This is a genomic window from Jiangella anatolica, from assembly GCF_003236295.1.
GTDB lineage: Bacteria > Actinomycetota > Actinomycetes > Jiangellales > Jiangellaceae > Jiangella > Jiangella anatolica.
On sequence record NZ_POTW01000003.1, the window covers coordinates 26,986 to 39,962 of the forward strand.

The following is a 12,977-nucleotide window of genomic DNA, read 5'->3' on the forward strand; positions in this document are numbered from 1 at the left end:
AGGTTGTCAGCATCATGCATGGAGAGTTCAAGGTGCCGGGCGGCAAGCTGGTCGTCGTCGACCTCGACGTGGCCGACGGCGTGATCGTCCGGGCCCGGGTGAGCGGCGACTTCTTCCTCGAGCCCGACGACGCGCTGGAGCGCATCGACGCGTCGCTCGCCGGGGCGCCGGTGACGCTGTCCGCGGCCGAGCTGGCCGCCCGGGTGTCGGCGGTGCTCGACGGCGTCGTCATGCTCGGGTTCTCCGCCGACGCCGTCGCGATCGCCGTCCGCCGCGCGCTCACCGGCGCCACCGCCTGGACCGACCACGACTGGCACTTCCTGCACGAGGGCCCGCAGTCGCCGCGGCTGCAGATGGCGCTGGACCAGGTGCTCGCCGAGCAGGTCGGCGCGGGGGAGCGGCCGCCGACGCTGCGGGTGTGGGAGTGGGCGTCGAACGCGGTGATCATCGGCAGCTTCCAGTCGCTGCGCAACGAGGTCGACATGGACGGCGCCCGTCGTCACGACGTGAACGTCGTGCGGCGCATCAGCGGGGGCGGCGCGATGTTCGTCGAGCCCGGCAACACGATCACGTACTCGCTGTACGTGCCCGAGTCGCTGGTGTCCGGCCTCTCCTTCGTCGACTCTTACGCCTTCCTCGACGAATGGGTGGTGGCGGCGCTGCGGGACCTCGGCATCGAGGCGACCTACCAGCCGATCAACGACATCACCTCGCCGGCCGGCAAGATCGCCGGCGCCGCCCAGAAGCGGCTGGCCGGCGGCGTCGTCCTCCACCACGTCACGATGGCCTACGACATCGACGCGGCGAAGATGCTGGAAGTGCTGCGGATCGGCCGCGAGAAGCTGTCGGACAAGGGCACGAAGAGCGCGAACAAGCGAGTCGATCCGCTGCGGTCGCAGACCGGGCTGGCCCGGACCGACGTCATCGCCCGCATGGTGGGGACGTTCCGGTCCCGCTACGGCCTGACCGACGACACGCTGGACGAGAAGACGCTGCGGCTGGCCGAGGAGCTGGTCGAGTCGAAGTTCGGCACCGAGGAATGGCTGACCCGGGTGCCGTGACGCGCGGCCGGAACAACGCCGGCCCGGCCTGGGTTGAGGAGGTCATGAGTACCACCACGCTGACCGGCCAGACCTTCGCGCAGACCGTGGAGGACAACGACATCGTGCTGGTCGATTTCTGGGCCGCCTGGTGCGGCCCGTGTCGCATGTTCGCGCCCGTCTACGAGCAGGCGTCGGAGCAGCACCCCGAGATCGTCTTCGGCAAGGTCGACACCGAGGCCGAGCGCGACCTGGCCGGGTGGGCGCAGATCACCTCCATACCGACGCTGATGGCCTTCAAGAAGGGCCACCTGGTGTTCGCCCAGCCCGGCGCGCTGCCCGCGGCCGCGCAGCAGGTCATCGACGCCGTCGTCGACCTGGACGTCGATGCCGCCGTGGCCGCCGCGGAGAACGAAACCTCCTGACGCGCCGTCGTCAGGCGGTGGCCGCGAGCAGCCGCCGGCGGAGCGCGGCGCCGCGCTCGGCGAAGGCACGCTGCCGCTCGACGTACTCGCGCTTGCCCTCCGTCGTCTCGATGCGGACCGGCTGGTAGCCGAGGCCGCTGAGGTCGTAGGGCGAGGCGCGCATGTCCAGCTCCCGGATCTCGGCGGCCAGCTCGAACGCGTCGACGACCAGCTCGGACGGCAGCAGCGGCGTCAGCTTGTAGGCCCACTTGTAGAGGTCCATGCCCGCGTGGAGGCAGCCCGGCTGCTCCAGCGACGGCTGCAGCTCACGGGTCGGCGTCAGCGCGTTGCGCGGCCTGGCGTCGTCGGTGAAGAAGCGGAACGCGTCGAAGTGGGAGCACCTGATCTGGTGCGCCTCGACCACCTCGTCGGTCCCCGCATGGCCGAGCCGCAGCGGGTATGCCTCGTGCCGGACGTCGCCGGGCGACGTGCGGTAGACCATGGCCCACTCGTGCAGTCCGAAGCAGCCTGTGTGCGCGGGCCGCGACGCCGTGGCGGCGAGGAGCCCCCGCACCCAGTCGACGGTCGCCGCCCGCCGCTCCACAACGGCGCGCCCGACTCTGACCCCGTCGGCCCCGGACTCGTACCCCGACCACGACGCGTGCGGCGGCGAGCCGGCCAGGGCGACCCCGACGCCGGGGTGCCAGCGGCGCAGCTGGGCCGGCTTGAAGCTGTAGTACGTGAAGAGGAAGTCGTGGACGGGGTGCGCCCGGCCGGCCCGGCGGCGCGACAGGTGATCGCCCACCAGCGCGTTGACGCGCGCCTCGTGGGCGAGCGACCGCGCCCGCCACTCCGGCTCCGCCAGGATCACGGTCTCCAGGGTAGGCGGCGAGCGAGATACCCTCGGCGACGTGCGTATCGCGAGGTTCACGACGGGGGACGACCCACGCTTCGGAGCGGTGGGACAGGACGACAGCGGAACGACCGTCATCGCGGTCCTCGAGGGCGACCCGCTCTACCGGGCGCCGCAGCTGACCGGCGAGAAGCTGGCGCTGGAGGACGTCCGGCTGCTGGCGCCGGTCATCCCGCGCAGCAAGGTCATCGGCGTCGGGCGCAACTACGCCGACCACGCCGCCGAGCTGGACAACCCGCTGCCGGAGGAGCCACTGCTCTTCCTCAAGCCCAACACGTCGGTCATCGGGCCGGACGAGCCGATCGTGCTGCCGCCGCAGTCGAGCAACGTGCACCACGAGGCCGAGCTCGCCGTCGTCATCGGGCGGATCGCCAAGTCGGTGCCGCGCGACCGTGTCGCCGAGGTGATCTTCGGCTACACCTGCGCCAACGACGTCACCGCGCGCGACCTGCAGAAGACCGACAACCAGTGGGCCCGGGCCAAGGGCTTCGACACGTTCTGCCCGCTCGGCCCGTGGATCGAGACCGACCTCGACCCGTCCGACCTCGCGGTGCGCTGCCGGGTCGGCGGCGACGAGCGGCAGAGCGGCCGCACGTCGCAGCTGATCTTCGACGTGGCGACGCTGATCGAGTACATCAGCGCCGCGTTCACGCTGCTCCCCGGCGACGTCATCCTCACCGGCACGCCGGCCGGTGTCGGCCCGATCGTCGCCGGCGACCATGTCGCCGTCACCGTCGAGGGGATCGGCGTGCTCGCCAACCCCGTCGTCGCCGCGGAGTGACGGTAGCCTGCCGTGCATCGTGTCCATCCCTGAAACCAAAGGTGATCTGCTGTGACTGACGGCTCCGGCTCGTCGGACGCGTTCGTCCTCGGCGACCTCGCGCCCGGCGCCGTCCGCGTGCGCTACTCCCCGTCGCCGACGGGCAACCCGCACGTCGGGGTGATCCGCACCGCGCTCTACAACTCCGCGTTCGCGCGCCACTACGGCGGCACGTTCGTGTTCCGCATCGAGGACACCGACGCCGCGCGCGACAGCGAGGAGTCGTACGAGGCGATGCTGGAGGCGCTGCGCTGGCTCGGGCTGCACTGGGACGAGGGCCCGGACATCGGCGGCCCGCACGCGCCGTACCGGCAGTCGCTGCGGCACGACATCTACGCGGCCGCCGCGGAGCGGCTGCGCGAGACCGGGCACGCGTACCACTGCTACTGCACGCCGGAGGAGCTGGACGAGCGGCGCGAGGCGGCCCGGGCGGCCGGCAAGCCCAGCGGCTACGACGGCAAGTGCCGGTCGCTCTCCGCCGAGCAGGTCGCCGCCTATGAGGCGGAGGGCCGTCGGCCGGTCCTCCGGCTGCGCATGCCCGACCAGGACGTCACGTTCGTCGACCTCATCCGCGGCGAGATCACCGTCGACCGGTTCAACCTGTTCGACTACGTCATCGTCCGGGCCAACGGCCAGCCGCTGTACCCGCTGGTCAACCCCGTCGACGACGCGCTGATGGGGATCACGCACGTGCTGCGCGGCGAGGACCTGCTGTCGTCGACGCCGCGGCAGCTGGTGCTGCACCAGGCACTGCGCGAGATCGGGTTCGCGTCCGGGCCGCTGCCGCGGTTCGGACACCTGCCGCTCGTCACGGGCGAGGGCAACCGCAAGCTGTCCAAGCGCGACCCCGAGTCCTCGCTGCAGCTCTACCGCGACCGCGGCTTCCTGCCCGAGGGCCTGCTCAACTACCTGGCGCTGCTCGGCTGGTCCATCGGCGACGACGTCGAGGTCTTCTCCATGGATGAGATGGCCGCCGCCTTCGACGTCACCCGCGTCAACTCCGCGTCGGCCCGGTTCGACCTCAAGAAGGCCGAGGCCATCAACGGCGTCTGGCTGCGCCGCCTCACGGCGGACGATCTGGCCGCCCGGATGGTGCCGTACCTGCAGGCCGCCGGCGTCCTCCCGACGCCCGTCGCGGAGGCCGACCTGGAGCTGCTGCGCGCGGCGACCCCGCTCGTCCAGGAGCGGATGACCGTCCTCGACGAGTCCGTCGGCATGCTCGGCTTCCTGTTCGCCCCCGGGGCCGTCGCCTTCGACGAGGACGCCGTCGCCAAAGTGCTGACGCCGGATGCGCGGCCGGTGCTGGAGGCCGCCCGGTCCCGGCTGGCGGCGGACGAGAAGTGGACGACGGAGACGATCGAGGCGGGTCTGCGTGCGGCGCTGGTCGAGGAGCTGGGCCTGAAGCCCAAGCACGCCTTCGGCCCCGTCCGCGTCGCCGTCACCGGACGCCGGGTGTCGCCGCCGCTGTTCGAGTCGCTGGAGCTGCTCGGCCGGGAGCGGACGCTGGCCCGGCTGGACGCGGCGCTGCTGCGGATCGGCTGACCGCACCCGGCGCGGTGGGGGCCGTGCCGGGTGCGTGCGCCGGGCGGCGCGCGGCGTCCTGCCGGTTTGGAGCGGACCCCTCCGGACCGCTATCCTGACCAGGCGGTCGAGCGGTAATCCGCCCGATCCAGTGGGGTATGGTGTAATTGGCAGCACGACTGATTCTGGTTCAGTTAGTCTAGGTTCGAGTCCTGGTACCCCAGCGCCCGGCACGGCCCGGCGACGATCTCCAGCCAGTTTGGAGTCGGAGCGAGGCTCGGGTACAGTTTCACCTCGCGACCTCGGTTGCAACGGCCCCGTTGTGTAGCGGCCTAGCACGCCGCCCTCTCAAGGCGGTAGCGCGGGTTCGAATCCCGTCGGGGCTACCATGAACGGCCCCTCACCTGCGAGAACGTAGGTGAGGGGCCGTTTGCATTGGCCCGGCCGTCGGCCGCTCCAGGCGACTCTCTACGGGTGTTCTCGCCAGGTACGCGCTCAAGTTTTCGAGGCCTGCCGTGGCCCGGAGCGGCATAGATCCGGGCAGGGCCGCGACGGCGTGTGGCGCACCCTGGGCGGCCGGCCGTCGCTCAACCCCTCGATGAAGATCCGCGACATCCTGACCGAGCCGCTCCTCGCCCAAGGCGTGCGCAAGGAGGAAGCCCAGCAGCGAATACGCGATCTCCTCGACCGGGTGGCGATGCCCTCAGACGCGCTCGACCGCTACTCCCGCGAGTTCAGCGGCGGGCAGCGACAGCGCATCGCGACTGCCCGGGCGCTGGCGCTGGACCCCATGCTGATCATCTGCGACGAGCCCGTGTCCGCACTCGACCTCTCCACCCAGATGCGCGTCCTCGACCTGTTCATCGAACCACAGGAACGCACCGGCGTCGTCTACGTCTTCATCTCCCACGACCTGTCCGTGGTGCGCCACGTCAGCCACCGCGTGGCCGTCATGTACCGCGGCGAGATCGTCGAAACCGGACCGGCCATCCAGGTCACCGACCACCCACAACACCCGTACACCAAACGCCTCTGGGCGGCCAACCTCGTCGCCGACCCGACAGAACAAGCCAAACGCCGAACCGTTCGGCAATCGCTACCCACCATGGACCTCACCAACGCCTGAAAGCGTCCATTCCTTGAGCTCTCTCGCCTTTGGCGGGGTCAGCGGATGCTCAAGCGTAGTTGCCAGCTGGCCGATCGCGGCAGCAGTTGGTGCTCGGGTAGCACGTCGACGATGCAGGACCGGCTGCCGAGCCCGTGGTGGTAGGCGTCGACGTGCAGGTGGGTCCGGTCGCTGGGCGGCAGCTCGTGGCGGTGTGCAGCGGCCTCCAGCTCGGCCGGCGTCCAGCGCTGGAGGGCGAAGCCCGGCAGGGTGCCGTCGGCCATCGCGCGGGTCTCGACCCGCAGGACCCGTCCGTCGGCGCGGGCCAGCTCGAGCCAGCGCAGCTCGGACCGGTGTCCGTTCTCTTGAGGGATCAGGTATGGCGTGGCGAGTCCGTCGACGTCCGAGCGCCACTTGCCCACGGTCGCAGCCTCGCGGGAGTCGGGATACGTCTCGCCCGGGCCGAGGCCGAACCACTCGGCGGTGCGCACGTCGTCGGGCAGGGTGAGCCGCAGGCCGATGCGTGGCCACGACGTGCCGGTCCAGCCCAGTGACGGTTCGACGCTGGTGCGCAGTACCACCTCGTCGCCCTCGGCCCACCAGCGGAAGCGGATGTCGACGTGGTGCGCGGCGCCGATAACACCCACACGGGTGTGGACCTCGACGGCGTCCGCGCCGACGTCGACGGCGAGCACGTCTGGGGCGAGACGGGTCAGGCCGGCCTTGCGCCAGCGCTGGGCCGCCGATGGGGTCGGCGCCGGCTGTCGCGGTTCGGCGGCGCCCGAGAGTAGGTAGTCGACGACACTGCTGCCGCGGTCGTTGTCGGTGGGTGCCCGGTACAGCTCCAGCGCCGGCCCGTCGAGCATCTCGAACCCGCCGATTCGCAGCAGCCGGCCGGTCCGGGCATCGAGCTGCGCGGTCCCGACGCGCACGACGTCGCGGTCGCGCGAGGGCGTCGCCCGGGTCACTTGGGCACTCGCGACCGGCGCGCGCTCCGGTCCCCGCGGCCGGACCGGGACCTGGGAGCGGGCCACCTCGTGGCCGGCCGGGGCCCACGGTGCCGGCGCGGCCAGCTGCGCGGTCACCGTCAGCCACCACTCGGCGCCGTCGGCGGCCGGCGGATCGACCGGCCAGGGCACCCTGGCCGCCGAGCGAGCAGCCGCACGCACCTCGAGCAGGCCGTCCTTCCACAGCTCGCCGTCGCGCTCGAGCCGCCAGCGCAGGGTGAACGCCGAGAGGTCGGCGAAGTCCTGCCGGTTCTCGACGACCAGGCCGTCCTCTCCGAGGCGCGCCCGCACCGGCTGAATCACCCGCGCGAACTCGGCCAGGCCCGGCGACGGCACCTCGTCCGCGCCGAGCAGGCCGTCGATGACGAACACGCCGTCGGTCACTCGTTCACCGAAGTCGCCGCCGTAGGCGAGGAACGTCGTGCCGTCATCCGCTGTCGCAGTGAGCGCGTGATCGCGCCACTCCCAGACGAAGCCGCCGTGCAGCCGGGGATAGCGGTCGAACAGCTCCTCGTAGACGTGCAGCGCGCCGGGACCGTTGCCCATGGCGTGGGCGTACTCACAGAGGATCACCGGCATGGATCGCACCCGGGCCTGCGCGCCGGGCGGGAGGTCATGCGAGATCGCGTCGTCCTCGCCGAGCCGGCGCAGCTCATCGGGAGTGGCGTACATCCGGCTGTGGACGTCGGTGTACTCGCCGAGCAGGTCGCCCTCGTAGTGCACCGGGCGACCCGGGTCGCGGCCGCGCACCCACGCGGCGTTGGCGGCGAGGTTGCGCCCTGTGTAGGACTCGTTGCCCAGCGACCACATGACGACGCTGGGGTGGTTCTTGTCCCGCTCCACCGTGCGCCGGATGCGGTCGAGGTAGGCCGCGCTCCAGGCCGGGTCATCGCTCGGGTTGTCTGCCCAGCCGACGTCCTCGAAGCCCTGACTCTCCAGATCGCACTCGTCGATGACCCAGAAGCCGAGCTCGTCGGCCAGGTCCAGGAGCCGTGGATGTGGCGGGTAGTGGCTGGTCCGGATGGCGTTGATGTTGTGCCGCTTCATCCGGACGAGGTCGCGCCGGGCGTCCTCGACGTCGAACACCCGGCCGCGGTCGCGATGGATCTCGTGCCGGTTCACGCCGCGGAAGGCGATCGGCCGGCCGTTGACCTCGAACCGGTCGCCGCGGATGCGCACGGTGCGAAAACCCAGCCGCACCCGCACCGTCTCGCCCGCGGAGGCGACGGTCGCCTCGTACAGCACGGGTGTCTCGGCGGTCCACGGCTTCACCTGGCCGGCGGCGATCGGCGCGACGTCCTCCGGCTGCTCCCAGCACACGTCCAGGCCCAGCGCCTCGACCCGCAGCCTGACCGGGTAGGCCGCCGCCGGGGCCGTCAGCCAGGGCGTGATCGTCCCCGCGCCGGCCTGGTGGTCGAAGCCGGCGTCGAGCCAGACGTCGTCCAGCGCACCGGCCGGCCGGGCGAGCAGGGTCACCTCACGGAAGATGCCCGGCAGCCACCACTGGTCCTGGGCCTCGACCCACGTGGAGGACGACCATTGGTGCACCCGGACGTCGAGCACGTTGCGGCCGGGGCGGACGGCCGACGTCACATCGAACTCCTGGACCAGGCGACTGCCCGCGCCGATCCCGATCTCCGCTCCGTTGAGCCACACCCGATAGCGGGACTCGACGCCGTCGAAGCGCAGCAGGACCCGCTCGTGCGCCGCCCAGGACTCGTCGAGGTCGACGAAGCGGCGGTGGTCGCCAGTGGGGTTGTCGTCGCGCGGCACCCGGCCGGTGACCGGGATGGGGAACCGCCTGGTGGTGTAGATCGGCCGGCCATACCGCCCGCCGCCGGCGAGCACCCAGTGCGAGGGCACCGGGAGCCGGTCCCACTCGCCCTCGTCGTCGGGCCACTCCTCGTGGTCCGGGGCCTTGGAGAGCGACGGATGCCAGCGGAACAGCCACTCCCCGCTCAGGTCCGAGGAGGGTGCGTCGGTCGGCAGCCAGGCCCGGGCGGGCGTGCGGGCACCGCTGCCGGGCGAGGGATCGTCCACGTAGTGCGGGTCGGTCATTTCAAGGCTCCCGATCCGAGTCCGGCGCGCCAGTAACGTTGCAGGAAGAGGAAGAGCAGGATGACGGGGACCACCGCGAACAACGACCCGGTGATCACACTGGGGTAGTAGTCGGCCTCGGTGAGCGACTGGGAGTTCCAGTAGTACAGGCCGAGCGCGACCGGGAAGAGATCGCGGTCGGTCAGCATGAGCAGCGGCAGGAAGAAGTTGTTCCAGATCCCGTTGAAGCTGAACAGGAACAGGGTCACGACCCCGGGCCACATCGACGGCACCGCGATGCGGAAGAAGATCCCGAACTCGCGCGCACCGTCCAGCCGGCCCGCCTCGACCAGCTCGTACGGAGTGTAGGAGTGGGCGAACACGCGGGCGAGGTAGACCCCGAACGGGTTGACCAACCCGGGCAGCAGCACGGCCCAGAACGTGTTCACCAGCCCGAGGTTCGAGGCGAGCAGGTACAGCGGCAGCGCCGTTGCTGCACCCGGTACCAGCACGCCGATGAGCACGAAACCGAACACCTTCTCCTTGCCGCGGAAGTCGAACTTGTCGAAGGCATGGCCGGCCAGGAAGCAGATCAGCGTGGACGCGGCGGCGCCGACCCCGGCGTAGACCAGGGAGTTCACGAACCAGCGCGGATAGATGCCGCCGTCGCGTTCCAGCAGGGTCGAGACATTGTCGGCGAAGTTGACGTCGGCGAAGGCGAACCCGTACGTGCCGGTCAGGTCCGCCGCGTCCTTCGTCGCCGCGATCACCAGCCAGAGCAAGGGGAACAGGCAGTAGGCCATGACGACGAGCAGCGCCACCGTGACCGCACCACGGCTCAGCAGCCGCGACGGTGCTCGCGCGGCGTCCCGGCCGCCCGCGGCGCTCACCATCGCCTCGCGCGCGTCGCACCCCACGAGGCGGCCCCGATGACCACGGCGAACACCAGCGCCGCCGCGGCGGCGACACCGAAGTCGTGATCGGTGAACGCCTTCTGGTAGACGTACATGTTCGGCGTCCACGTCGAGTCGATCCCGGGCGCCCGAGATGACAGCAGCATCGGTTCGGCGAACAGTTGCATGGCGCCGACGATGGTCATGAGGACGGCGATGCCGATCGCCCCGCGGATCATCGGCAGCTTGACCGACAGCGCGACTCGCACCTGACCGGCGCCGTCGACCCGCGCGGCCTCCAGGGTCTCGCGCGGTATCGCCTGAAGGGCGGCGAAGAAGATGACGACGTTGTAGCCGACGTGCAGCCAGATCGTCACGTTGGCGACGGCGACGATGGACGCCGGCAGCGAGGCGAGCGACCACCCGGCGCCGCTGAGTCCTTCGACCACGTCGACGAGAGGCGAGATGCCCGGCGTGTAGAGATAGAGCCAGATGATCGCCGCGATCAGCCCCGGCACGACGTTCGGCAGGTAGTACACGAGCTGGAGGAAGCGCCCGCCGACCGCCAGCCCGCTGTCCAGCAGCAGGGTGATGACGAGTGCGGCCCCGATCATCAGCGGGATGTAGAACAGGCAGTAGATCCCGATGATCCCGAAGCTGCCCAGGAAGTCGGCGTCGCTGAGCACCGAGGTGAAGTTGCCCAGTCCCACGAAGACCGTGCGCGCGCCGCCGAAGCCCAAGCCCGACGACTGCTCCGAGAACAGGCTCAGGTACGCGGCGTATCCGAGCGGCAGGATCGTGAAAACGCCGAAGACGAGGAAGAACGGCGCGAGGAACGGCACCGGAGAGGGGCCTCGCCGGCGCGGCCCCGGCCGCGTCCCGGCCGGCTGGGAGCCGGCCGGGACCGCACGCACGAGGGTAGCCACGTCAGTCGACCGCGATCCCGCGGTCGGTGAGATTGCCGATCACCGACTCCTGCACCGAGGCGAAGATGTCGCGGAGCGGGATACTGCCGGCCTTGACCTGCGCGATGGCGTCGCGGAACGCGGTGTCCATCGTGCTCTGGGCCGGTCCCCAGGTCCACTCGGCCGGGATGGCGGCCGCGGCCTGCTCGGCGACGGCGTAGATGTCCTGGCCGCCGAAGAACGACGTGTCGAAGACGTCCTTGGCCACGGGAACGAGGTCGGGGTTCGCGGGCAGCACGCTGGACGCGCCGCCCTCGACCCGCGCGGCGATCCCCTCCTCCGTGGTGGTCATCCAGGCGATGAAGGCCTCGGCGGCCTGCTGGTGCTCGGAATCGGCCGTCACGGCGAAGGTCGCGCCGCCGTTTCCCGCCGACGCCGGTTCGCCGGTGAACGACGGCGGCAGTGCCACCCGCCACAGCCCGGCCTGGTCCTCGTAGTTGATCGGCAGGTAGCCGCCGTTCCAGGACCCGGCGAGTTGCGTCCAGGTCTGGCCCGCAGCCTGCTTCTGGCCCAGCAGCTCGTCCTCGTCGGCCCAGACGAGATCCTCGGCGACGAGCCGCTCCTGCATCTCGGCGACCTCCCGGGTGACGTCGTTGTCGATGTCGACGGTCCAGGCGTCGTCCTCAGCGGTGAACCAGCGGGCGCCGGCCTGCCAGTTGAGGCTGGCGATGGCGCCGGGGTCGTGGCTGGTCGTGGCGCCGATCCGGGCTGCCGGATCGATGTCCTTGATCTGGCGGGCGACCTCCTCGTACTCAGCCCAGGTGGTGGGCACCTCGATCCCGTGCGCATCGAACAGGTCGGCGCGGTAGTAGAGCACCCATGCCGCGAGGTCCAGTGGGTAGGACCAGGTTTCCCCGCCCAGCTCGACGAGGTTGCGGGCAGCATCAGGGAACTCCTCCGCCACCTGGGCCGCCGCGTCCTCGCTGAGCGGCCGGAGCAGCCCCTGAGCGAGGACGTCGGGCAGGAACGGGTACTCCACGGTGGCGACGTCGGGAGCGGTGCCGGCCCGCGACGAGTTGGCCAGCGTCGTGTAGTTGTCCGACGCCGAGGGGGTGGTCTGGAACTCGACGATGATGTCGTCCTGCGAGCTGTTGAAGGCGTCGACGACCGCTTCGGAGTTGCGCAGCCACGACATGAACGTGATCGTCACCGGTCCGTCCGTGGTGTCGCCCGCGTCGTCGTCGCCGCCGCCGGAGCAGGCGACGACCAGCAGGGATACCGCGGCGGCCAGAGCGGTGCGGCGGGCGAAGGGAGCGAAGTGCGTCATCGGACAAACTCCTCAGGTGATGATGGGAGTGGCGACCGGCTCGTCGCCGGCCGTCGTTGAAGCGCGTCCATCAGCGGTCGGCAGGCCGGCGCAGCTGAGGATGCGGTCCATCAGCTCCTGGGTGCGCACGGCGCTGGACGCGTCGTTCTGGGTGATCTCCACGCCGGACCGCACGGCTGCGAAGAAGTGGTCGGCCTGGGCGGCGAAGCCGAGGGTGTGGATCGGCGCGGCGAAGCCCGACGTGGCCCGGGTCTGGCGATGCACCCGCTCCTCACCGCCTGTCGCCACGCTCACCTCGTCCGGCGCCTGCACCGTGACGGACTGCCCGCCGCCGTGCAGGGAGACTCGCTCGGTCCACACCCCCGTGCTGCGGTTGCCGATGACCGTCACCAGCTGACCACCCTCGAACTCGAGCAGCGCGGTGAGCGAGTCCTCCCAGTAGGGGTCGTCGAAGACGGCACGAGCGGAGACCCCGACGCACTCGCCGAAGAAGAACCGCGCCAGGTCGACCATGTGGACGAGGTTCTCGGCCGATCCCCGGTAGCCGCGCTCGGGGCGCGTCTTCTCGAAGACCCCCACGGACGCCGGATGATCCACGAGCGCCGCCTTGGCCCGCACATAGACGGGGGCGAACCGCCGGTTGAAGCCGACCATGAGCGGTGTCCCGCGCTCGGCGGCGAGGTCCCGGAGCAAGCGGGCCTCGCGCAGGCTCGGCGCCAGCGGCTTCTCGCAGAGCACCGGCACCCGCCGCTCCACCAGCGCCGTCACCAGCTCCACGTGGTGCTGCTCGGGCGCGAGGACGAGGGCTGCGTCCACCTCGGTCCCGGCGAGCAACTCGTGGACGTCGGCGAAGCCCGGGATGGCCGAGTGCCTGGCACGTGCCGCTTCCGACGGGTCAGCGACGGCGACCACCTCGACGTCCCGCCGCTCGGCGAGCGTGGGCAGATGAGCGATGCGGGCGATCCCGCCGACGCCGACGAGGGCGACACGAAGCACAGTCACGCG

10 protein-coding genes, 2 tRNA genes and 1 pseudogene are annotated in these 12,977 nt (G+C 71.0%); 7 read left to right on the forward strand and 6 right to left on the reverse strand.

Annotated features, from left to right (window positions below; genetic code table 11):
• Nucleotides 1-14: 14 nt before the first annotated feature.
• Nucleotides 15-1,061, forward strand: a complete 1,047-nt coding sequence (lplAB, locus tag C1I92_RS01710; protein WP_111253022.1) for a lipoate-protein ligase LplAB — start codon at nucleotides 15-17, stop codon at nucleotides 1,059-1,061.
• Between the two features lie 44 nt (nucleotides 1,062-1,105).
• Nucleotides 1,106-1,465, forward strand: a complete 360-nt coding sequence (trxA, locus tag C1I92_RS01715) for a thioredoxin (RefSeq protein WP_111253023.1) — start codon at nucleotides 1,106-1,108, stop codon at nucleotides 1,463-1,465.
• A gap of 10 nt (nucleotides 1,466-1,475) precedes the next feature.
• Here the strand turns inward: trxA and C1I92_RS01720 are convergent, their stop codons facing one another.
• Complete coding sequence (locus tag C1I92_RS01720; RefSeq protein ID WP_199520858.1) at nucleotides 1,476-2,315, reverse strand: 3-methyladenine DNA glycosylase; 840 nt, start codon at nucleotides 2,313-2,315, stop codon at nucleotides 1,476-1,478.
• A 40-nt stretch (nucleotides 2,316-2,355) separates the two neighbouring features.
• Here C1I92_RS01720 and C1I92_RS01725 point away from each other — a divergent pair, with 40 nt between their 5' ends.
• The 5 genes and pseudogenes from C1I92_RS01725 to C1I92_RS01745 all read left to right on the forward strand — a co-directional run.
• Entirely contained in the window at nucleotides 2,356-3,138 is a 783-nt protein-coding gene (locus C1I92_RS01725; protein ID WP_111252933.1) for a fumarylacetoacetate hydrolase family protein, read from the forward strand.
• Between the two features lie 51 nt (nucleotides 3,139-3,189).
• Nucleotides 3,190-4,719, forward strand: coding sequence for a glutamate--tRNA ligase (gene gltX / locus C1I92_RS01730; protein WP_111252934.1), 1,530 nt, complete (start codon nucleotides 3,190-3,192; stop codon nucleotides 4,717-4,719).
• 131 nt (nucleotides 4,720-4,850) lie between these two features.
• Nucleotides 4,851-4,922: transfer RNA gene (locus C1I92_RS01735), tRNA-Gln, on the forward strand.
• A gap of 89 nt (nucleotides 4,923-5,011) precedes the next feature.
• A tRNA-Glu gene (locus C1I92_RS01740) sits at nucleotides 5,012-5,087 on the forward strand.
• A gap of 194 nt (nucleotides 5,088-5,281) precedes the next feature.
• A pseudogene (locus C1I92_RS01745) lies at nucleotides 5,282-5,824 on the forward strand (ATP-binding cassette domain-containing protein); the annotation flags it as partial.
• Nucleotides 5,825-5,862: 38 nt separating this feature from the next.
• Here C1I92_RS01745 and C1I92_RS01750 read toward each other — a convergent pair.
• From C1I92_RS01750 to C1I92_RS01770, 5 genes are all read right to left on the reverse strand, one after another.
• Complete coding sequence (locus C1I92_RS01750) at nucleotides 5,863-8,868, reverse strand: glycoside hydrolase family 2 TIM barrel-domain containing protein (RefSeq protein WP_199520859.1); 3,006 nt, start codon at nucleotides 8,866-8,868, stop codon at nucleotides 5,863-5,865.
• On the reverse strand, nucleotides 8,865-9,740 hold the full coding sequence (locus C1I92_RS01755; RefSeq protein ID WP_111253027.1) for a carbohydrate ABC transporter permease: 876 nt from the start codon (nucleotides 9,738-9,740) through the stop codon (nucleotides 8,865-8,867). Before C1I92_RS01755 ends, C1I92_RS01750 begins: the two co-directional genes overlap by 4 nt.
• Nucleotides 9,734-10,582: a carbohydrate ABC transporter permease gene (locus tag C1I92_RS01760; protein WP_111252935.1), complete on the reverse strand. Its 849-nt coding sequence runs from the start codon at nucleotides 10,580-10,582 to the stop codon at nucleotides 9,734-9,736. The genes C1I92_RS01755 and C1I92_RS01760 overlap by 7 nt, the downstream gene beginning before the upstream one ends.
• 85 nt (nucleotides 10,583-10,667) lie before the next feature.
• Nucleotides 10,668-11,972, reverse strand: coding sequence for an ABC transporter substrate-binding protein (locus C1I92_RS01765; protein ID WP_111252936.1), 1,305 nt, complete (start codon nucleotides 11,970-11,972; stop codon nucleotides 10,668-10,670).
• A gap of 12 nt (nucleotides 11,973-11,984) precedes the next feature.
• Entirely contained in the window at nucleotides 11,985-12,974 is a 990-nt protein-coding gene (locus tag C1I92_RS01770) for a Gfo/Idh/MocA family oxidoreductase (RefSeq protein ID WP_111252937.1), read from the reverse strand.
• Between the last annotated feature and the right edge of the window lie 3 nt (nucleotides 12,975-12,977).

Excerpts from the sequence above, each read along its gene's own strand:
- lplAB (WP_111253022.1), top strand. The coding sequence starts at position 15 with ATGCATGGAGAGTTCAAGGTGCCGGGCGGCAAGCTGGTCGTCGTCGAC.
- trxA (WP_111253023.1), top strand. The coding sequence starts at position 1,106 with ATGAGTACCACCACGCTGACCGGCCAGACCTTCGCGCAGACCGTGGAG.
- C1I92_RS01750 (WP_199520859.1), bottom strand. The coding sequence starts at position 8,868 with ATGACCGACCCGCACTACGTGGACGATCCCTCGCCCGGCAGCGGTGCC.
- C1I92_RS01755 (WP_111253027.1), bottom strand. The coding sequence starts at position 9,740 with ATGGTGAGCGCCGCGGGCGGCCGGGACGCCGCGCGAGCACCGTCGCGG.
- C1I92_RS01765 (WP_111252936.1), bottom strand. The coding sequence starts at position 11,972 with ATGACGCACTTCGCTCCCTTCGCCCGCCGCACCGCTCTGGCCGCCGCG.